This is a genomic window from Pseudaquabacterium pictum (assembly GCF_005403045.1).
GTDB classification, from domain to species: domain Bacteria; phylum Pseudomonadota; class Gammaproteobacteria; order Burkholderiales; family Burkholderiaceae_C; genus Pseudaquabacterium; species Pseudaquabacterium pictum.
In genome coordinates this window covers 99,119-120,329 of sequence record NZ_BJCL01000015.1, presented here as the reverse complement: position 1 = coordinate 120,329, position 21,211 = coordinate 99,119, and the positions used below count along the sequence as shown (strand labels likewise).

Genomic DNA, 21,211 nt, shown 5'->3' with positions numbered 1-21,211 from the left:
GGGCCGCTCATCCGCTGGAAGTTCTCCGTCGGCCATGGCGGCGACCGCCTGGCCACCGGGAAGACCGCCAACCCAAAGGGTACGGTGTCCATGCCAGCCGGGCAACATCCATGACCGCCTGTGCGCCAGACGCGACGCCGCACCGCGCACGGCAGCGCCTGAAGTTCCCCCGCCGAAGGGACACCGCGGCGTCCAACCCACCCATCCCTGGGGGGTACTAGCACCTCTGTCCGATGGCCGCCCCGCGGCCGGCAGACCACAGTTCGCGCGGCCCGCAGATGCGGGTGTTGTCGAACCTGGATCTGCCATGACCGCTGCCGCCTGTGGATACCTGAACCGCCAGTACCGTGCCGTGCTGCTGCGCTGCGCCCGCGCCAATGCCGCCGGCCTGTTGCTGCTGGTGGGCCTGCCGCCCGCCATGGCCCAGGTGCTGGGCGTGGTGCCCGACGGCCGCACCGCCACCACGGTGCAGACCAGCGGCAACCTGGCCACGGTGCAGACCGGCACGGTGCGCGGTGCCAACGCCTTCAACAGCTTCAGCCGCTTCGACGTGGGCAGCGGCCAGCAGGTCAACCTGCTGCTGCCCGGCGGCAGCAGCCACCTGATCAACCTGGTGGGCGGCGCCCGCTCGCAGATCGACGGCTGGGTCAATGCCTACAAGGACGGCCGCATCGGTGGCCATGTGTTCTTCTTCAACAGCAACGGCTTCGTGGTGGGCGCCGGCGGCGTGCTCAATGCCGGCAGCCTGACGCTGGCCGCGCCCAGCGCCAGTTTCCTGGGCCAGCTGATGGACGGCAGCGGCCGCATCGATGCCGCCGCCACGTTGGCCGCCACCAGCGGCAGCTACCCCCTGAGCGCCAGCGGCCTGGTGCGGGTGGACGGCCGGCTGAACGCCACCGACGGCCTGGCCCTGCGCGCCGCCAGCGTGGCCACCGGCACCACCGCCACCCTGGCGGCCGGGCCTGAGGGCGCGGCCGCCTTCGCCGCGCTGGTGAACGTGGCGGGACTGGACAGCGCCGCCGGCGTCAGCACTGCCGGCGGCCGCATCCGCATCACCGGCAGCCAGGATGTGGCGCTGGCCGGCCGCCTGGCCGCCGCCGCCAGCCCCGACGGCAGCGCCAGCCTGGAGATCGAGAGCACGGGCGGCAGCGTCGACTTCGCCGCCGGCACCCGCATCACCACCCAGGGCGCGCCGGCGCAAGTGACGGCCGCCGATGCCATCACCCTGCAGGACACCCTGCTCAGCACCCGCCGCATCGCCCCGCCTGCCGCCGGCACGCCGCTGGCGGCAGCCCATGACAGCGCCGAATCCACCGGCCTGTCGGGCAGCCTCACGCTGACCGCGCCGCGCATCACGCTGCAGGCCGGCAGCGCCCTGCTGGCCCATGGCGGCGGCGCCACCGGCGGTGGCCAGATCACCCTGACCGCCAGCGACGATGCCGCCCGGCCGGTGTTCGGCAGCAGCGAGGACCAGACCGCCGCCATCACCCTGCAAGCCAGCACCGTCAAGGGCGCCGGCGTGGCACTGAAGGCCAGCGCCAGCGACCGCTATGTCTTCACCGACGCGCAGGAGGCCACCGACCCCACGCTGTTCGAGGAACTGGGGGGCAGCCTGGTCGACTTCGTCACTGGCCTGCGCCTGGTGGCCGATGTCACGCTGTCCAAGGCCCAGGCCCGCATCACGCTGGATGGCGGCAGCCTGCTGCAGGCCACCCAGGGCGACGCCACGCTGCAGGCCGAAGCCACTGCCTACGCCGGCATGAACGTGCGCAGCACCATCCTGGGCTTCGGCTACGGCCAGGCCACCGCCGATGCCCAGGTGCAGGTGGGCCGCGCCACCGTGCTGGCCGCCCGGGATCTGACGCTGCGCGCCACCGCCGACAACACCGTCAGCGTGGAGGTGGGCACCACCAACATCGGCAGCACCAGCAACAACGCCAGCAACCCCACCGGCTACGCCAATGCGGCAGTGGCGGTGGGCGTGGCCAGCACCACCGCCCGGGTGGCCAGCGGCAGCCAGGCGGTGCTGGGCGCCGGCCAGGTGCTGACGCTGGAGACCGGCGGCGAGAAGCGCTTCGGCGTGGCCGCCAGCGGCGGCAGCTTCGGCGACGGCATGGTGTCCGCCGGCATCGCCGTGGGCCTGAGCCAGACCACCTACGAGGCCACGCTGGGCGGCATGGCCTCGGCCAACCGCATCCACGTGGCCAGCACGCTGGCCGATGCCAGCAGCGAAGTGCAAGCCGCCGCCGGCTCAGGCGGCAAGGCGCAGAGCGTGCACGAGGCGGTGAGCAGCGCCCGCACGCTGGACGGGTCGGTGCTGGAGGCACTGACCAGCTGGATGGGCAGCAAGCTGCCGCAGACCGACAGCCGCAGCGGCAACCAGCAGAAGCTCGGCCTGTCGGCCAGCCTGAGCTATGCCGAGATCGGCAACAGCGTGTCCGCCGGCATCGCCGCCGGTGCCCGCGTCACCAGCCAGGGCGCCACCAGCGTGCTGGCCAGCGCCACCGACACGCCGGTCTTCCGCGCCTCGGCCGCGGTGGACGAGCGGGACCTGGGCAACGAGCCAGGCGCCGGCGAGCCGGCGAAGAAGGACCTGGCGCTGTCGGGCTCGCTGAACCTGGTGTTTTTCGACCACGCCACCAGCGCCACCATCGGTGATGGCGCGGTGGTGCAGAGCGCCGGTGCGCTGGATGTGCGGGCCACCAGCCGCCTGGTGCCGGGCTGGAACGGCTACCAGCAGTTCTTCACCGGCCTGTACAACCTGAACTGGACCGGCGCCGACGCGGCGGCCGACCTCGGCGAGACGGTGTCGGAGTTCCTGAAGGACACCTTCAGCGGCAACACCTGGGTGCAGAACGCGGTGGAGAGCGAGCGGTTGTCGCTCAGCGGCGCGGCCACCTGGTTCGACCTGGACCACCGTGCCACCGCCCGCATCGGCGCGGCGCAGATCAACCCCGGCAACGGCGCCGCCAACGCCGCGCAGGATGTGCGCGTGGCCGCCAGCGCCACCCACGGCATGCTGCACCTGGCCGGCGTGCCGGAGATCGACGGCTCGCTGCTGTCCAGCAACACCGGCAGCGGCCAGGTGGGCGTGGGTCTGTCGTACCTGCAGGTCATGCAGTCGGGCGGCGCCCAGGCGGTGGTGGCGCCCGGCGCCAGCCTGCGTGCCGACGACCTGGCGGTGGCCGCGCGCACCGCCTTCGACCAGGTCACCATCACCGAGAACGCCGGCAAGGCTGGCAAGGTCAGCGTCAACGGCGCCTTCTCCATCCACATGGGCGAGACGGCCACCGAGGCCCGGCTGTCCGCCGGCAGCACGGTGGACGCCGGCCAGGTGCTGGTGCTGGCCGATGACGACAGCCTGCTGGTCAACATCGCCGGCGGTGTGGCGCGGGCGGGCTCGGTGGGCATCGGTGCTTCGGCGGCGGTGAACCAGGCCAGCCGGGAAACCCGGGCGATCGCCGGCAACGGCGCCGGCCTGGTCGGCGCCGCCGCGCCTGGCGGTGGCCAGCTCAGCAGCCGCGGCAACCTGGCGGTGCAGGCCCGCAATGGCGGCACCCAGGGTGCCTTCGCGGTGGCCGGCAGCGGGCCGGACAGCGGCAAGACCAGCGACGGCCCCGGCGGCGACGGCAGCAAGAAGGCCGGCAGCGACAGCGGCAGCCAGGGCAGCTCGGGCATCGGCATCTCCGCCGCGGTGGCGGTGAACACCATCACCGACACCACCGAGGCCCGTGTCAGTGATTTCAGCCAGGTGCAGGCCCAGGGCAGCCTGCCCGGCGTGCTGCGCTACGACCTGGCCAGCGACGGCGAGACCTGGCGCGCCGCCGTGCTGCTGCCCGGCGTGGGCCTGACCGCCAGCAACCCCACGCTGACCCTGGCCGGCGCCGGCGCGCTGTCGATCGCCGTCAACAAGACCGCGGGCCTGGCCGGCGCCTTCACCTGGAACCAGCTGGCCAAGGACACGCAAGCGGTGCTGGCGCGCAGCCAGGTGCAGGCCGGCGCCGGCATCAGCGCCCAGGCGCTGAACAGCAATGCGATGTGGTCCATTGCCGCCGGCGCCAATGCCGGCGGCAAGCTGGGCGTGGCCGGCACGGTGAGCTACAGCACGGTGGAGAACACCACCCGCGCCAGCGCGGTGGATGCGCAGCTGGGCAGCGACGGCACGGTGCGCCTGCTGGCCGACGACAGCAGCAGCGTGCGCAGCATCGCCGGTGCGGCCAGCTTCAGCGGCAAGGCCGGCTTCGGCGCCGCGCTGGGCCTCACCGAGCTGGCCAACACCACCGAGGCCACGCTGCTGCGCAGCAGCGTCAACGCCCAGGCGCTGGACCTGCAGGCCGAGGGTGGCAACGACATCACCGCCGCCGCGGCGGCGCTGGCCGTCAGCAGCGGCTTGAGCGGCAGCGGCGCGGTCAGCATCAACACCATCGACAACGACACCGCCGCCCGGGTGCAGCAGAGCACGGTGACCACCACCGGCGCGGCCAGCGCCCAGGCGCGCGACGACAGCGACATCCTGTCCATCGCCGGCAGCGGCGCCATCTCCGGCGGCAGTGCCGGCATCGGCATCTCCGCGGCCTACAACGACATCGGCAGCCGCACCCGCGCCGAGGCCGACCGCAGCAGCCTCGGCACCGGCAGCCTGGCGCTGCAGGCGCGGCAGCTGTCGACCATCGACGTGGTGGCCGCCGGCGCGGCCGGTGCCAGCGGCGCGGGCATCACCGGCTCGCTGGGCATCAACCGCATCGGCACCGACACCAGCGCCACCGCCACTGGCAGCTCCATCACGGCGGGCGGCACGGCCACCGTCTCGGCGCTGGATGCGGCCGGCATCTTCTCGGTCACCGGCGCGGCCAGCGCGGCCGGCAATGCCGCCATCGGCGCCGCCGCGTCCTACAACGAGGCCGACAACGCCAGCCGCGCCAGCGTGTCCGGCGGCAGCATCAGCGCGGCCGACATCGCGGTGACCGCGCTGCGCAGCAGCGATCTGGAGGTGTGGTCCATCGCCGGCAGCATCGGCGGCAGCATCGGTCTGGCCGGCTCCATCGGCATCAACTTCGCCGGCGGCGCCACCAGCGCCACGGTGGACGGCGGCGCCCGACTGCAGGCCCGCAACAATGCCCTGCTGCTGGCCGATGCCGACGACAGCATCCGCGCCCGCGCCGGCTCGGTGGCCCTGGGCGGCAGCATCGGCGGCAGCGGCGCCATCGCGCTCAACGACATCACCGCCACCACGGCCGCCACGCTGCGCGGCACCGGCACCCTGCTGGAAGGCCAGGCGCTGGACAGCGCCTCGACCCTGCGCCTGCCCAGCGGCACGCTCAGCCCCCGCAGCAGCGCCACCCAGCTGCCCAGCGACAACCCGCTGGCCGACCGCCAGCAGACCGAGACGCTGCGCGGCGCCGCGGTGCTGGCCGCCAGCACCGCCGGCGTGGAGAACATCGCCATCAGCGCCAGCGCCGGCGGCACCGCCGGCGTGGCCGGCACGGTGACGGTGGCCATGCTGGGCGGCAGCACCAGCGCCACGGTGGACGGCGGCGCGGCACTGAACCGCCGCCACACCGGCGACGGCGCCCAGCGCGGCCTGGTGGCGGCGCAGCACCATGGCCAGGTGTTCTCGGGCACCGGCGCCGGCGCGGTGGGCGTGACCGCCGGCGTCGGCGGCGCGGCCGACACCGCCATCGTCCGCCATGCCACCACCACCACGGTGGACAACGCGGCGCTGGCCGCGCGCGATGCGCTGACCGTGCGCGCCCTGTCCACCCGCGAGATCGGCCAGGCGGTGGTGGGCGTGGGCGGCGGCATCGTCGGCCTGGCCGGCTCGCTGGGCCTGGTGCTGGGCGAAGGCAGCACCCAGGCGCTGGTGCGCAACGCCCAGCTCGACGCCGGGTCCGACGGCATCGGCGTGCGCGCCGACAGCCGCACCGACCTGGACACCGCCGCCGGCGCGCTGAGCGTGGGCGCCGCCGGCTTCGGCATCACCGCCACCGTGGGCCTGAACGGCCAGACGACCCGGGCCGACGTGGCCGACAGCCGGCTGGATGCCAGCGGCAGCACCACGGTGCGGGCCGACAGCGGCACCACGCTGGACGTGCACGGCGCCACCGCGGCGCTGGCCGGCGGCGTGGGCGTGGCTGGCACGGTGGATGTGCAGTTGCTGCAGGGCCAGACCGAGGCCCGCATCGGCGGCAGCAGCCGCATCAACACCCAGACCAGCGGCGCCAGCACCCAGGACGTGACCGTGGCCGCCACCGACACCGCCAACCTCACCACCAAGGTGGGTGGCCTGGGCGTGGGGGTGGGCGTGGGCGCCAGTGCGGCAGTGGATGTGCTGATGCTGCGCAGCGCCAGCCGCGCCGCCATCGACGGCAGCAGTGCGGTGCGCGCCCAGCGCGACATCGTGGTCGATGCCGACACCATGCGCACCATCGACAGCCTGGCGATCGCCGGCGGCGCCGGCCTGACCAGCGGCATCGCCGGCGCGGTGTCGGTGGCCATCGCCGGTGCGCCGCCGGATGCCGACAGCAGCAGCAATGCCAGCCGCTCGGTGGCCAAGGCGGTGGAGATGAACCGCGGCGGCAGCACCGGCAGCGCCATCGGCCACAGCGGCGGCAGCCGGGCCAGTGGCGCGGTGGCCCGGGCCGATGCGGCGCGGGCCGGCGTGTCGCCGCAGGCCGGTTTCGACGCCAGCGCCGCCAGCCTGGCCACCGCCCCGCGCAGCGCCGAGGCCAGCGTGGCCAGCGGCGCCAGCCTGCTGGCCGGCAACGCCGTGCGGGTGCAGGGCCACACCCGCAACACCATCGACAACCAGGCCGTGGGCGTGGCGGTGTCGGCCGGCTTCTCGCTGGGCGGCGGCTTTGCCGTGGCCATCACCGAAGACCGCACCCGCGCGGCGCTGGCCGGCAGGACCCAGGCCGCCACGGTGACGGTGCAGGCGCTGGACGACCAGCCGCTGCTGCCCGCGGTGGCAGGCGCCGACCCGCGCCGCCAGGCCGGCGTGCAGGAAGCGCAGGCCGGCGGCGGCGGCCTGGCCGGCCTGGCCGCCAGCCTGGCCTTCAGCCGACAGGCCGGCACCGCCGAGGCCGAACTGGCCGGCACGGTGCAGGCCAGCGGCACGGTGGTGGTGGAGGCCGAGGTGGCCCATGCCCAGCGCGCCGAAGGCGTGGGCGCCGGCATCGGCGTGGTGGGCGTGGGCGCCTCGGTGGGCACGGCGCGCGACGACAGCCGCGCCAGCGCCCGCCTGGCCAGCGGCACCCAGGTGGATGCCGGCGGCCTTCGGCTGACCGCCGATGCCCGCAGCGACAGCACGGCCGACGTGCTGGCAGCAGCGGGCGGCCTGTTCGGCGCCGGCACCGGTGCCGGCGCCGACGCGGCCACCCAGATGGTGGCGGAGGCGGTGGTCGGCCACGACGTGCGCCTGGGCCTGGGCAGCGGCCAGGCGCTGGTGCAGGCCCGCACCACGCCCCGTGCCCTGGCCGATGCCGAGGGCTGGGCTGTGTCAGCCGGCGTCAGCATGGGCGCGTCGATCGCCAACGTCGACGTGGCCTCGCAGGCCCGGGTGCAGGTGGGCGACCGGCTGCGCGCCAACGCCGGCAGTCTGACGCTGCGGGCCGAGACCGCGCAGCCCACCATCGGCACCCTGCCGCCAGCCGGCACACCGGTGCGCCTGGCCAGCGGCGAGGCCGAGGCCAGCGCCGCCTCCGGCGGCCTGCTGCTGGGTGCCAGCGCCACCAGCGCCAGCACAAGGGTGGCGCCCAGCACCCTGGTGCAGATGGGCAGCGGCCATGACCTGCGCATCGGCCAGGGCTTCACCGCCGAGAGCGTGGGCGCGGCCGATGGCCGCAGCACCGTCACCGGCATCAACGCCGGCATCGCCGCGGCCGGCGCCAACCTCGCGGCCACCACGCTGGCGGCCGACACCCGCACCCTGCTGGGCGCCGGCAGCATCCAGGCCGACACCGTGGCGGTGCGCAGCGGCGGCCAGGCCCGGCTGGCCAGTGATTCCACCGCCGGTGCCGGCGGCCTGGGCGCGATCCAGGCGGCCAAGGTCAGCAACACCGCCAGCGCCACCACCCGCACGGCGGTGGGCGGCACGCTGACCGCCCGCGTGGTCGACATCGACGCCAGCCATGCCACCACGCTGCAGGGCAGCGCCGACAGCACCACCGCCGCGGTGGCCGGCTTCTCGGGCGCGCAGGTGCGCAACAGCATCGTGCAGGACACCCAGGCCCAGCTGGCGCCCGGCGCCCTGGTGCAGGCGAACGCCTTCACGCTGGATGCGTTGAGCCCCGCCACCAAGACCATCGTCGACGACTGGGCGGTGCGCGCAGCCGGCGGTGGCGTGCTGTCCGGCTCGGCCGGCAGCACCCGCACCACGTTGGAGAACAGCACCCGCGCCGAGGTGGGCGATGGCGCCCGCATCACCACGGCCGACCGTGGCACGGCGCCGGCGGTGCTGGCCATCGGCGCCCGCAACCAGCTGGACCTGGCCGACAGCGTGCTGCTGGACACCGGCGGCGCCATCGCGGTGGCGGCCACCGATTCGGTGATCGACGCCCGCCGCAACGATGCCCAGGTGCGCATCGGCAGCGGCGCCCTGCTGCGCAGCAGCCGCGATGTGCTGCTGCAGGCCACCACCAGCGGCGTGGTCGATGTCGAGGCGCAGAGCAAGACCTACGGCCTGGCCGGCGCGGCCGAGGGATCGAGCAGCGCCCGCATCGCCACCGCCAACGGCATCACGCTGGACGGCGGCCGCATCGAGAGCGATGCCAACGTGCGGCTGGAAGCCGGCGCCGGCAATGTGCTGCGTGCCGATGCCGAAACCCGGCTGTGGAACCGCACCGCCGTGCCCATGCCCGGCATCCCCGATGCCGATGCGCTGCTGGAGCAGGACAACCGCATCATCATCCGCCCCTACGCCCTGCCGGCCGGCACCGCGGTGCCGACCGACCTGCGCGAGGCCCAGATCCAGCGCGCCGCCATCGCCACCGTGGGCGACACCACGCTGGCCGCCGGCACCGGCCAGACCACGCTGCGCGGCTTCGGCCGCGGCACCGACCTGTACCGCGAGGCACTGCAGGCCATCGGCCAGCTGTTCGACGGCGACCTGAGCCTGGACACCCAGGGCGGCCGCCAGGTCGATCTGTCGCGCAGCAGCGTGCAGGTCGATGGCACGGTGTTCGCCGGCACCCGCTGGCGCCAGGCGCTGGAGATCGGCGCCGACGGCCGCGTGCTGCGGCAGACCGATGCGCTGCGCTTCTCCACCCGCGACGATGTGCCGCTGGGCCGCGAGATCGAGACCCGCATCAAGGAACTGCAGCGCCTGGTGCAGGCCTATGCCGACAACCCCGCGGTGGCCGCCGGCTTCCAGGCCGACATCGCGGTGCTGGAATCGCGCCGGCAATCGCTGGGCGTCGATGCCAAGGTCGGCTTCATCGATCTGGCGCCGGCCACGGCCCGCGGCGGCAACCTGCGCATCAGCGGCGGCGCGCTGGTGGGCAGCGGCGAGCTGCTGGCGCCGGCCGATGCCAGCATCACCGTGCGCAACGAATCCACCCGCTTCCTGCGGGTGGCGCCCGGCAGCGCGGCGGCCGATTGCAGCGCCGCGCTGTGCATCCCCAGCGAGGGCTTCGGCGAGATCCTCTTCAACGGCGCCCGCGTGGGCAGCAATGCCGACATCACGCTGCGCAACGCGCCGCTGGCCGCGCCCGGCGCCACGGCGGCATTTGCCGACCTGGCCGAGCGCAGCACCACGCCGCCGCCGCTGATCGAGCTGCGCAACACCGCCACCACCGGCGCGCCCGACGGCAAGGGCGGCACCGGGCCGCGGCCCGAGGTGCAGGTCGACGGCAACCTGCTGAACCCGCGCGGCACGGTGCGGGTGGCCAGCACCGGCACCGTCACCGTGGCGGGCGATGTCACGGCCAGCACGGTGGACATCGCCACCCAGGGCGACTTCATCAAGACCTTCAGCCTGGGCTACACGCACAGTGCGGGTGACCCGTCGCTGGTGGTCGACCCGGTGGCCGATGCCCGCGAGGCCACCGCCGCCGCGGCCAACCCCACCGCCAAGGACCCATTCAGTGCCCTGCTGTTCCCGGTGGTCACCAGCAGCGGCACCGTCAACACCGTGGCCCGGCCCGGCGGGGCGGTGATCGCCGGCAACAACGTCTTCATCAGCGGCGAGAAGCTCAACCTCAACGGCCTGATCCAGAGCGGCATCGCCGATGTGCAGGTGCGCATCGACGACAAGGCGCTGGACGCCGCCAAGGCCGCCCGCGGCGCCTGGGTGGCGCTGGACAACACCGCCACCACCGGCCTGGATGCCGCGCTGCGCCCGCGCCTGCGCTGGGATGCCGCCAGCGGCCAGCTGGAGCTGGGCGACATCCGGGTGGAGGGTGGCAAGCTGCAGCTGTTCGGCAACATCTTCAGCACCGGCGGTGGTCAGCTGAAGGTGCTGGACGGCCACGGCCGCATCGTCGTCAGCAACGAGACCGCCGCGCCGCTGAAGCTCAACCAGCTCGACACCGGCAGCGGCAGCGCCGGCCAGATCCGCATCACCGACACCAGCAGCACCGATGCCCAAGGGCGCTTCCTGGTGACCACGCTGCGCCGCATCAACGGCCAGGTGGTCAGCACGCAGGAGAACGCCAACCCGAAGGACGACGACCGCGCCACCGCCGGCGCGGTGGCCGGCGATGCCACCGGCCGCCTGGCCACCTACACCCCGCGTCTGGGCCGGCGGCTGAACTGGATCAACGCCGAGAACACCACGGTCAGCTACAGCCAGCTCTACACCCGCACCTGCTTCGGCAGCTGCAGCTGGGGCGAGCTGGGCGACTGGCTGGCCAAGAACGCGCCCACGCAGACGGTGGTGGTCTCGCCGCCGGCGGTGTACAGCCCGCGCATCAGCGGCTTCTGGCTCAGCGAGCGCGACCGCCGCAGCGCCGACTACGCCTTCAGCTTCCGCAAGGAGCGCGACGGCATGGGCAACACCAACGAGTACTTCGTCGAGCGCTACCGCTCGGGCGTGGGCGGGGCCAACGAGAACATCGTGACCCGGCGCGACTGGACCTGGAAGGAGCGCAACTTCTACACCCACAGCCTGCATGCCAGCCGGCCGGTGGCCATCCAGTTCACCGGCGCCGACAGCGGCACCCTCACCGTCAACAGCAGCCGCAGCACGCTGACGCTGGGCGACACCCTGCGCAACGCGGTGGGCAGCAGCCGCATCGAGGCCAAGGGCCTGGCGGCGGCGCCCGGCGCCAGCGGCGCGCAGATCGTGGCCGACCGGCTGGACCTGCGCATCGGCGACGGCGGCGTGGGCAGCCTGGCCAGCCCGCTGGCGCTGCAGATGCGCGACAACGGCCGGCTCGACCTGCGCAGCACCGGTTCGGCCGTGCTGCGCAACTGGCAGGGCGGGTTGCGGCTGGGCGATGTCAACGCCGAGGGCACGGTGCAGCTGCACACCGAGGGCGACATCACCCGGGCCGACGGCAGCACCGGCAACCTGTCGGCACGCGCGCTGGTGCTGCGCTCGGACAACGGCGCCATCGGCAGCGCCGCCGCACCGCTGAGCATCGACCTGCCGACCAGCGCAGGCAGCCTCGGCGCCACCGCCGCCGGCACCATCGCCATCACCGAGCGCACCGGCGACCTGCGCCTGGGCCGGGTGGCCTCCAGCGGCGGCGATGTGTGGCTGCGCGCACCCACCGGCAGCATCGTCGACGTGGACCAGGCGCAGAGCGTGCGGCCCGAGACCCGCGAGGCCCTGCTGGGCGTGGCCCAGCGCGCCGGGCTGTTCGGCAGCGCGGCCGATGCCAGCGTGCAGGCCACGGTGCAGCAGTACAGCCAGGCCAAGCGCCAGCAGTACCTGGACTACTGGAACCTGCGCGGCATCCGCGAACAATTCGATGCCAAGGGCGTGTCCAAGGGCTACACCGCGGCCGCGTACGACAGCCGCTGGGCCTACAAGCTGGACGCCGCCACCGCCGCCCAGCTGAAGGCGGCCAACGGCTGGGGCGATGCCGAGCTGGCCGCCTTTGCCGCCGAACGCACCCGCTTCTACCACCAGGCCGCGGCCGAGTTCGGCAACGGCCCGGCCAGCAGCTTCAACCCCGGCTTCACCGTGCAGGTGGCACCCGACAGTGCGCTGGCGCAGGCACTGTCGCGCGGCGGCCGCTGGCGCGAGGACGAGGTCACCCAGCGCATCTCGGCCGGCCTGTTCAAGGACACGGCCGACACCCAGGTGACGCAGGAAGCGGCCAATGTGCGCGGACAGCGCATCACGCTGGAGGCGCGCGATGGCATCGGCCGGGCGTCCACCCTGCTGCGCATCAGCGCCAACCCGCGTGACTGGGAGGCGCTGGACGCCGACACCCAGCTGGCCCTGCTGGCCGCCGAACGCGGCGACATCCGCCGTGTCGGCGCGCAGGTGGAGATCACGCCCAAGGACGACATCGACCTGGCCATGGCGGCCGGCGGTGCCGTCAGCGCCAGCGCCAGCGGTGCCATCCACCTGGGCGCCGAGGGCGACCTGCGCCTCGGCCGGGTGGCCAGCAGCGGCGGCGAGGTGCGCATCAAGGCCCGCGGTGCGCTGCTGCAGGAGACCGCCGGCAGCGCCGCGGTGGTGGGCGGCCACCTGCTGGTGGAAGCCGGCGCCGGCGCGCTGGGCCAGACCGGCAACCCGCTGGTGGTGGCGCCGCGCACCGGTGGCCTGCTGGTGGCCCGCGCCGCCGACAGCCTGCTGCTGGCGGCCGAGCAGGCTCTGGTGATCGACCAGGTCTACACCCCGGCCGATGCCACGCTGGCCACCACGGGGTCCATCCTGGCGCGGCCGCAGGCGCCCACCGAGACGGTCGCCGACACCAACATCCGCGCCGGCAGCCTGACGCTGGCCGTCGGCGGCCGCATCGGCGATGCCACCAGCCCGCGCGACGCGCTGGCCGTGCGGGTGGACGGCCCGCTGCGGCTGAGCGCCGACACCGGCGCCTGGCTGGCCGCCAGCGGCGCCCGGCTCGACCTGGCCAGCGCGGTCGTGGCCAGCGGCCCGCTGCGGCTGGATGCCGACGTGGGCACGCTGCTGCTCAGCGGCAGCCTGCAGGCGGCCGGCAGCATCGGCCTGGCCAGCACCGGCGCGCTGCAGCAGGCCAGCGGCAGCCAACTGCGCGCCGCGGCCGTGGGCCTGTCGGCCGGCGGCAACATCGACCTGGCCGGCCGCAGCAGCGTGACAGGCGATCTGCAGGTGCAGACCACCGGCGCGCTGCGCCACAGCGGTCAGACCGGGGCGGGCGGCGCGGTGCAGCTGTCGGCCACCGGGCCGCTGCAACTGGGTGGCCGCCTGCAGGCCGGCAGCCTGGCCGCCGACAGCGACGCGGCGATCAGTCTGGACGGCGTGCTGACCAGCGTCGGCAGCGCCCGCTTCGATGCCGGCACCGACTGGCTGCAGCGCGGCCTGCTGCAGACCGGCCGGCTCGATGTGCTGGCCGGCCGCGACCTGACGCTCACCGGCATCGTGCGGGCCACCGACGATGTGCTGCTGCAGGCCGGCCGCGACATCCGGCTGCAGGGCCTGCTGTCGACCGCCGGCGGGCTGACCGCCAACGCGCTGCGCGACCTGTGGGTGCTGGGCAGTGCGCCGGTGGCCGCCGAAGGCGCCACCTACACGGCCGGCCGCCGCCGCGTGCTGCCGGCGGGGCTGCGCTGATGGGCGCGCCACGCACCACCGCGGCGCTGCTGCTGGCCGCCCTGCTGGCTGGTGCCGCCACGGCCCAGCCGGCGTTGCCGGATGCCGCCGCCCAGCAGGCACTGGAGCGCCAGCAGCGTGAACGCCAGCGCGAGGACGAGCGCCTGCAGCGCCAGCCCGCCCGGCCGCCGGTGGCCGCGCCCGCCGAACCTGCAGCGCCCGCACCCACCGGCGGCCCACTGGTGCCGGTGCAGCGCATCGAGACCGGCCCCTCGGCCATCCTGGGCGCCGCGCAGCTGCGCGCCGCGGTGGCGCCATACGAGGGCCGGTCGCTGCCGCTGGCCACGCTGCAGCAGGTGGTGCAGGCGATCAACGCGCTGTATGCCGCCGCCGGTGCGCCCACCGCCCGCGCCCTGCTGCCGCCGCAGGACGTGACCGACGGCGTGGTGCGCATCACCCTGGTCGAGGCCCGGCTGGGCCAGGTGCGCCTGGGCCCCACCCGCCTGGCTGCCGACGTGGTGCTGCCGCAGCTGCAGCTGGCCGAAGGCACGCTGCTGTCGGTGCCGCAGATCGAGGATGCGCTGCAGCGCTTCAACCGCGTCAACGCGGTGCAGCTGGCCGCCACGCTGGCCGCCGGCAACCGCACCGGCACCACCGATGTGCTGCTGCAGCCCGCCGATCCGCCGGCCCGGCAGTGGACGCTGTGGACCGACAACGCCGGCGCGCCCAGCCTGGGCCGCGCCCGGCTGGGGCTGGCGCTGCGCATCCCGCTGCTGAGCGCCGCCGGCGACAGCCTCAGCGCCAGCCTGCTGGCCACCGGAGCGGCACCCAGCCCCAGCCTGAGCCTGGCCTGGCAGCGCCCGCTGGGCCCCGACTGGCTGCTGGAGGCCAGCGCCACGGCCGGCCGCATCAGCGTGCAGCGCGGGCCGTTCGCGGCGCTGGACGTGCTGAGCCGCTCCGGCGAAGTTGGTCTGGCGCTGACCCGCCGGCTGTGGCTGGCGCCTGCGGGCCAATGGACCGCCGGCCTGCGCCTGGCCGGCCGCAGCGCCGCCACCGAGGTCGGCGGTGTGCGCCAGCAGCACCAGCAGCTGCGGCTGCTGAGCCTGCGCAGCGACCTGGACTGGAGCGACGCCACCGGCAGCTGGACCGCCGACCTGGCCCTGGTGCAGGGCCTGCGCGAGGCCGGCGGCGACCAGCGCTACCGCCTGCTGCGTGCCAATGCCGCCCGCCTGCAGCCGCTGGGCGGCGGCCAGCAACTGCTGCTGCGCGCCGCGCTGCAGTGGACCGATGCGGCCAGCCTGCCGGGTTCGGAAGACTTCCAGCTCGGTGGCGCGGCCAGCGTGCGCGGCCATGACGAAGGCGCGCTGGCCGGCCGCCGCGGCGCGCTGCTGGCGGCCGAGTGGCGCCGGCCCCTGCCGGTGCCGGTGGTCTGCCCGCCGCCCTGCCGGCTGCAGGGCGCGGTGTTTGCCGAAGGCGGCCGCACCAGCACCGCCACCGGCGCCCACACGCTGGCGGGCGCCGGGTTGGGCCTGGCCGGCGACATGGCCACGCCACTGGGCACGGCCGGCGCGCGCCTGGCGCTGGCCTGGCCGCTGCGCGCCATGCCCGGTCAGGCCGATCGCGGCAGCGCGCGGCTGCATGCCACGGCCTCGTTGCAGTGGTGACCCCCTGGAGCGCGGGGGACTAGCACTTCCGGACAGTGCCCCCCAAGCCTCCCGTCCGACCACACTCGCCCGGCCGTGCATCACCACGGCCACCACCGTTCGGAGTTGACACCATGCCCCTGCCCTGCCTCCCGCCGGCCCTGCGCCGACACACCGCCCGCTGGACCCTGGCCGCCTGCGCGCTGGCCGCCGGCCTGGGCATCGGCGCCACCGCCCAGGCCGCCGCCAGCGCCTCGGCGCAGGTCAGCAACCTGACGCTGACCCTGGTCGACCTGGACCCCGACGATGGTCTCGAGGCCCAGGTTGCGTGGGCCGATGGCCGCACCCTGGTCACCGGGCAGCTCGACGGCCTGCCCGGCGGCGCACCGGGCCCCGGCTTCGCGCTGGCCCTGTCGCAAGCCTTCGCCACGCTGGCCGACCAGCGCACGGTGTGGCCTGGCGGCTTCGCCGCAGCGCAAAGCGGACCGCCGCACCTGGTGGCCCACGGCAGCAGCGGCGACGGCGCCAGCTTCTCGGCCAATGCCAGCAGCGGGTACGGCCTGCTCGGGGGCGGTCTGGTGCTGGGCGCGGGCAGCGGGCTGAGGCTGTCGCTGGACTACGTGCTGCAGGCCAGCGTGGATGGCCGCGACAGCGGCTGCGCGTCCTGCGACACCGCACAGGCCCAGCTGGTGGTGGTGCTGGGCCTGGGACAGGACATGCCGCTGACCGCGCCCTTCAGCGTGCTGGCCGACACCGGCCTGGAACTGTTCAGCGACAGCCTGGCCGACAGCCTGGTGCTGCAGTGGGACAACACCAGCGGCGAAGACCAGACCCTGGGCCTGGGCGTGACGCTGTCGGCCTCGGGCTTCGCCACCAGCGCAGCGCCGGTGCCCGAGCCGGCGGCCGCGCTGCTGCTGTGCGGCGGCCTCGGCCTGCTGGCCGCCCTGCGGCGGGTGCGCCACCGCGCCGGCTGAAGTGCGCCTGCCGGCACGGCCGGCTCGGCACAATCCGGCCATGTCTGCCGCCGAGGACACCGCCAGCCACGCCGCAGCCGCCGAGCCCGAGGCGCTGCGCCTGCGCATCCTGGCCGACCAGGTGACGGCGCTGCAGCGCACGCTGCCCTCCATCCTGCTGGGCAACACCCTGGTGCCGCTGATCTTCCTGCTGGCGCTGTGGGGCAAGGCCCACCCGGCGCTGCTGCTGGGCTGGGTGGCGCTGCAGGGCCTGCACAGCGGCTTCAATGCCTGGGCCTGGTGGCGCACCCGCCAGCGCCCGGCGCGGCCGCACAACGCCCGCCAGCGGGCCCGCGCGGCGGTGATCGCCTCGCTGGCCAGCGGCCTGCTGTGGGGCCTCTCGCTGCCACTGCTGTGGCCGGCCGACCGGCTGGACCTGCAGAGCCTGCTGACCTTCCTGATCGGCGGCATGGCCAGCTCGGCGATGCATGCGCTGTCGGCGCTGCTGCCGGCGTTTTACGCCTTCCTGTGGCCGGCGGTGGTGGGCGTGGTGGCCACCAGCCTGTGGGCGGGCTCGCCACAGCACCTGGCGATGGCCGCCACGGTGCTGGTCTACGGCATCACCAGCACCCGCTTCGCCGCCAGCCTGAACCGCACCCTGGTCGATTCGCTGCGCAGCCGCTACCAGGTGGCCGCGCTGGCCGCCGACCTGCAGGTGCAGAAGGAACGGGCCGAGGCCGCCAGCCTGGACAAGAGCCGCTTCCTGGCCGCCGCCAGCCATGACCTGCGCCAGCCGGTGCATGCGCTGTCGCTGTTCCTCAGCGCGCTGCGCCGCCAGCCGTTGACACCCGAGGCCGCCCGCCTGGCCGGCCATGCCGCCACGGCGGTGGACACCATGGGCGGGCTGTTCAATGCCCTGCTCGATGTCTCGCGCCTGGATGCCGGCATGGTGCGGCCCGAGCCGCGGCCGTTTGCCCTGGCCGACCTGCTGCAGCGGGTGGCCGACCAGGAGCAGGCCGCCGCCAGTGCCGCCGGCCTGCGCCTGACGCTGCGCCTGCCACGCCACGGCGGCGGTCCCTGGGTCCACACCGATCCGGTGCTGCTGGAGCGGGTGCTGGGCAACCTGGTGGGCAACGCCCTGCGCTACACCGACCGCGGCACCGTGCTGATCGCGCTGCGCCATGGCGATGGCGGCCCGCGGGTGCAGGTGCGCGACAGCGGCATCGGCATCCCGGCCGACAGCCACGGCCGGGTGTTCCAGGAATTCGTGCAGCTGCACAACCCCGAGCGCGACCGCAGCAAGGGCCTGGGCCTGGGCCTGGCCATCGTGCGGCGCACCTGCGGCCTGCTGGGCGTGGGCATCGGCCTGCGCTCGGCGCCGGGCCGGGGCACCAGCTTCACGCTGGGGCCGTTGCCGCTGCATGCGCCCCTGGCGCCGCTGCCGCGGGCGGTTGCCCAGGCACCGGCGGTGCTGCCGCTGCCGCCGGGCGGCCGGGTGGTGGTGATCGACGACGACCCGGAGATCCTGGCCGCGATGCAGGCCCTGCTGACCGGCTGGGGCTGGCGGGTGCATGCCGCCGCCGACGTGGATGCCCTGGCGCCGGTGCTGCTGGCCGAGCAGGGCGTGCCCGACCTGCTGATCAGCGACTTCCGCCTGCGCGACGGCGCCAGCGGCCTGGATGCCGTGGCCCGGCTGCGCGACGAGTACAACGACGACATCCCCGCCATCCTGGTCACCGGCGACACCGCGCCCGAGCGGCTGGCCGAAGCCCAGGCCAGCGGCCTGCTGCTGCTGCACAAGCCGGTGCGCGACCAGGACCTGCAGGCCGCGATGGCCCGCGCCCTGACCCGCCGGCCCGCCGCCACCACCGGCGCGCAACCACTGGCCACACCGCTCTGACCCCCATCCCACCATGACCAGCCCGCGCCGCTTCCTGCTGATCGACGACCACCCGCTGATGCGCGAGGCCATGGCCAGCCTGGTGCGCGACGTGGAGCCCGCGGCCGAGCTGGTGCAGGCCGGCAGCCTGGCCGAGGGCCGTCGGCTGGCCGGCAGCGGGCGGGTGGATGCGGTGGTGATCGACCTGCAGCTGCCCGACGGCGACGGCAGCCTGCTGGTGGCCGAGTTCCGCCAGCGCTGGCCGCAGCTGCCCATCCTGGTGCTGACGGCCAGCGAAGACCTGGGCCGGGTGCGCCAGCTGATCGGCGCCGGCGCCAGCGGCTATGCGCCGAAGTCGGCCGGCCATGCCACGCTGAGCGCGGCGCTGCGCCTGGTGCTGGCCGGCCAGACCTATGTGCCGCCGATGGTGCTGGCCATGCCGCCGCCGGCGGCCGAGGCCGACGCCGATGCGGAGACCCTGGCCGCCGAGCAGGACGCCCGCGCCACCGCGGCCGACGGCAGCGGCCGGCTGACGCCGCGCCAGCTGGACGTGCTGCGCCTGGTCTGCAGCGGCCTGTCGAACAAGCACATCAGCCGCGAGCTGGGGCTGGCCGAGCGGACGGTGAAGGTGCACATCGGCGCGGTGTTCCGCGCGCTGGGGGTCAGCAACCGCACCCAGGCGGCGATGGTGGCGCAGGCCCGCGGCCTGATCGATTGACGCCCGTCGGCGCGCCGGTCAGAGGCCGAGCAGGCCGCCCACGCCGTACAGCGTGGCCAGCTGCGCCAGCTTGGGCGGTGCGCCCACCAGCTGCAGCGGCTTGCCGGCGGCACGCGCCTGGCGCTGGCATTCCAGCAGCAGCGCGATGGCGGCGGTGTCCAGCTCGGCCAGGGCCGAGGCATCAAGCACCGGCGCGGTGGCGGCCTGCAGCTGCGGCTGCAGCGCCGCCAGCGTGGCCCGCGCGTCGTTCATCGTGATGCGCGCCGGCAGCAAGAGGGCGGTCATGCGCGCGGTCAGTTCTTGGCCGTGGCCAGGCTCTTGTTCTTCTCGGCCAGGCGGGTGATCAGCGCGTCGATGCCGCCACTGCTCAGGTCCTTGGCGAACTGGCCCTTGTAGGCATCGACCAGCCAGAAACCGCCGACGTTGACGTCGTAGATCTTCCAGCCGTCGCCGGCCTTCTCCAGCCGGTAGTCCAGCTGGATCGGGTCGCCCTTGCCTCGCACCTCGCTGCGCACCACCAGCTCGGTCTGGTCAGGCGCCGCACGCAGCGGCCGCACCACCACCGTCTGGTCCTTCACCTGGGTCAGTGCGCCCGAGTAGGTGTTGACCATCAGCGTCTGGAACTCGGTGAGCATTCGCTTCTGCTGGTCGGGCGTGGCACTGCGCCACTGCGGGCCGACCGAGCTGGCCGTCATGCGCTGGAAGTTGACATGGGGCATCACCTTGGCATCGACGAGCGCGCGGATGCGCGACACATCGCCCGACTGGATGGCCTTGTCGGCCTTCACCGCGTCGATCACATCGGCCGACACCTGCTTGACGAAGGCGTCCGCGGCCACCGCCTCGGCCCGCACCAGCGGGCTGGCGGCCAGCAGCGCGGCAGCACCCAGGGCGGCCATCCAGAAACGTCGTTGCATCACTTCCATCCTTTGTTGCACCGGCGGCACCACGCCGCCCTGTCTTGACTCAACGCAAGCGCCCGCCCGGCCGTTGGCTCACTTCGGCATCAGCTGCTTCTTGTAGGGCGCCGAACCTGCACCGCCTTCTTCGGGCGGGTCACCGTCGTAGATCAGGCTGCGGCGGCGCGACAGGAAGGCATCGCGCAGCAGCACGTACTTGTCCAGCGCGATCTCGTCGAACACACGGCCGGCGGTGAGCAAGTTGGCGCGGGTGTCCAGCAGCTGCAACGCCAGCACCGGGTTGTGGTCGCGCGGCTCCGTCCAGATGTGGTTGATGGGGGAGTCATTGACCTCCAGCAGCCGTGCCGTGGTGTCGCGCAATGTCGACGGCCCCAGCAGCGGCAGCACCAGGTAGGGCCCGTTCCCGATGCCCCAGTAGCCCAGCGTCTGGCCCAGGTCCTCGCTGGTGAAGCGCTCCAGCCCGGCTTCTTCGGCCACGTCGAAGACACCGCCGACGCCCAGCACGGTGTTGACCGCCGTGCGCATGCCCATGTTCAGCCCGGCTGCGGGCTTGGCCTGCAGGAACAGGTTGACCGTGGTCCAGGCATCGCCGACGTTGCCGAGCACATTGCCCACGCCACGCCGCACCACGCCGGGCACCAGCGCCTGGTAGAGCTGCGCCGCCGGCTTGATGGCCACCGCATCGACCGCCTCGTTGAAGGCGAAGGTCTGGCGGTTGAAGCGTTCCCAGGGGTCGCCACGGGCGGTGTCGCCCGGCGGCGTGGTGGCGCAGCCACCCAGCAGGGCCACGCCTGCGAAGAGCAGCAGCAGCGATTTCCAGAGGCCGGTCATGGTTTGCCTCCAGGCGCGGCGCCGGCGTCGGCGGCCTTGTTGAACAGGAACTGCCCGATCAGGTTCTCCAGCACCACGGCCGACTGCGTCTGCTTGATGGTGGCACCGGGCGCCAGGTTGTCGACCTCGCCACCGGCTTCGATGCCGACGTACTGGTCGCCCAGCAAACCAGCGGTGAGGATCTTGGCCGAGCTGTCCTTCGGAAACTGGTAGCCGCGCTCGATCTCCATCGTCACCACGCCCTGGAAGGTCTTGGGGTCGAGTTGGATGCCGGTGATGCGGCCGATCACCACACCGGCGGCGCGCACCGGCGCGCGGGCCTTCAGGCCGCCGATGTTGTCGAAGCGGGCGGTGACGGTGTAGGTGTCGGCTTGGCCGAAGCTGGTGAGGTTGGCGGCCTTCAGCGCCACGAACAGCAGCGCCGCCAACCCCAGCAGCACGAACAGCCCCACGCCGATCTCGATGCCTTTCTTGTTCATGTCAATCCCGCCCGGCCGTTCCGAAGGGATTGACAGCCCCCTCGGGGGGCAGCGAACAAAGTGAGCGTGGGGGTGTCATGTCATTCCCTGTGTGCGGTGCAGCTTGC

General features: G+C 74.2%; 9 protein-coding genes. 5 read left to right on the top strand and 4 right to left on the bottom strand.

The genetic code is table 11. The features are described from left to right. Positions 1–307 precede the first annotated feature (307 nt). From FFT10_RS22200 to FFT10_RS22180, 5 genes are all read left to right on the top strand, one after another. The gene (locus tag FFT10_RS22200) at positions 308–13,702 is read left to right on the top strand and encodes a leukotoxin LktA family filamentous adhesin (protein ID WP_162520882.1); all 13,395 of its coding nucleotides are present in this window, start codon (positions 308–310) and stop codon (positions 13,700–13,702) included. Beyond that, complete coding sequence (locus tag FFT10_RS22195; RefSeq protein WP_137735056.1) at positions 13,702–15,345, top strand: ShlB/FhaC/HecB family hemolysin secretion/activation protein; 1,644 nt, start codon at positions 13,702–13,704, stop codon at positions 15,343–15,345. The genes FFT10_RS22200 and FFT10_RS22195 overlap by 1 nt, the downstream gene beginning before the upstream one ends. 113 nt (positions 15,346–15,458) lie before the next feature. Next, positions 15,459–16,298, top strand: a complete 840-nt coding sequence (locus FFT10_RS22190; RefSeq protein ID WP_137735055.1) for a PEP-CTERM sorting domain-containing protein — start codon at positions 15,459–15,461, stop codon at positions 16,296–16,298. 40 nt (positions 16,299–16,338) lie between these two features. Next, positions 16,339–18,177 carry an ATP-binding response regulator gene (locus FFT10_RS22185; protein WP_137735054.1) on the top strand — a complete coding sequence of 613 codons (1,839 nt, stop codon included), beginning with the start codon at positions 16,339–16,341 and terminating at the stop codon, positions 18,175–18,177. A gap of 13 nt (positions 18,178–18,190) precedes the next feature. Continuing rightward, positions 18,191–18,874, top strand: a complete 684-nt coding sequence (locus FFT10_RS22180) for a response regulator (protein ID WP_137735053.1) — start codon at positions 18,191–18,193, stop codon at positions 18,872–18,874. A gap of 18 nt (positions 18,875–18,892) precedes the next feature. Here the strand turns inward: FFT10_RS22180 and FFT10_RS22175 are convergent, their stop codons facing one another. From FFT10_RS22175 to mlaD, 4 genes are all read right to left on the bottom strand, one after another. Beyond that, positions 18,893–19,159, bottom strand: coding sequence for an STAS domain-containing protein (locus FFT10_RS22175; protein ID WP_137735052.1), 267 nt, complete (start codon positions 19,157–19,159; stop codon positions 18,893–18,895). Between the two features lie 8 nt (positions 19,160–19,167). After that, positions 19,168–19,791: an MlaC/ttg2D family ABC transporter substrate-binding protein gene (locus tag FFT10_RS22170; RefSeq protein ID WP_162854869.1), complete on the bottom strand. Its 624-nt coding sequence runs from the start codon at positions 19,789–19,791 to the stop codon at positions 19,168–19,170. Between the two features lie 78 nt (positions 19,792–19,869). After that, complete coding sequence (locus FFT10_RS22165; protein ID WP_137735051.1) at positions 19,870–20,625, bottom strand: MlaA family lipoprotein; 756 nt, start codon at positions 20,623–20,625, stop codon at positions 19,870–19,872. Next, entirely contained in the window at positions 20,622–21,104 is a 483-nt protein-coding gene (gene mlaD / locus FFT10_RS22160; RefSeq protein WP_137735050.1) for an outer membrane lipid asymmetry maintenance protein MlaD, read from the bottom strand. The genes FFT10_RS22165 and mlaD overlap by 4 nt, the downstream gene beginning before the upstream one ends. Positions 21,105–21,211: the final 107 nt, after the last annotated feature.

Excerpts from the sequence above, each read along its gene's own strand:
- FFT10_RS22165 (WP_137735051.1), bottom strand. The coding sequence starts at position 20,625 with ATGACCGGCCTCTGGAAATCGCTGCTGCTGCTCTTCGCAGGCGTGGCC.
- FFT10_RS22175 (WP_137735052.1), bottom strand. The coding sequence starts at position 19,159 with ATGACCGCCCTCTTGCTGCCGGCGCGCATCACGATGAACGACGCGCGG.
- FFT10_RS22170 (WP_162854869.1), bottom strand. The coding sequence starts at position 19,791 with ATGCAACGACGTTTCTGGATGGCCGCCCTGGGTGCTGCCGCGCTGCTG.
- FFT10_RS22200 (WP_162520882.1), top strand. The coding sequence starts at position 308 with ATGACCGCTGCCGCCTGTGGATACCTGAACCGCCAGTACCGTGCCGTG.
- FFT10_RS22190 (WP_137735055.1), top strand. The coding sequence starts at position 15,459 with ATGCCCCTGCCCTGCCTCCCGCCGGCCCTGCGCCGACACACCGCCCGC.
- FFT10_RS22180 (WP_137735053.1), top strand. The coding sequence starts at position 18,191 with ATGACCAGCCCGCGCCGCTTCCTGCTGATCGACGACCACCCGCTGATG.
- mlaD (WP_137735050.1), bottom strand. The coding sequence starts at position 21,104 with ATGAACAAGAAAGGCATCGAGATCGGCGTGGGGCTGTTCGTGCTGCTG.
- FFT10_RS22195 (WP_137735056.1), top strand. The coding sequence starts at position 13,702 with ATGGGCGCGCCACGCACCACCGCGGCGCTGCTGCTGGCCGCCCTGCTG.
- FFT10_RS22185 (WP_137735054.1), top strand. The coding sequence starts at position 16,339 with ATGTCTGCCGCCGAGGACACCGCCAGCCACGCCGCAGCCGCCGAGCCC.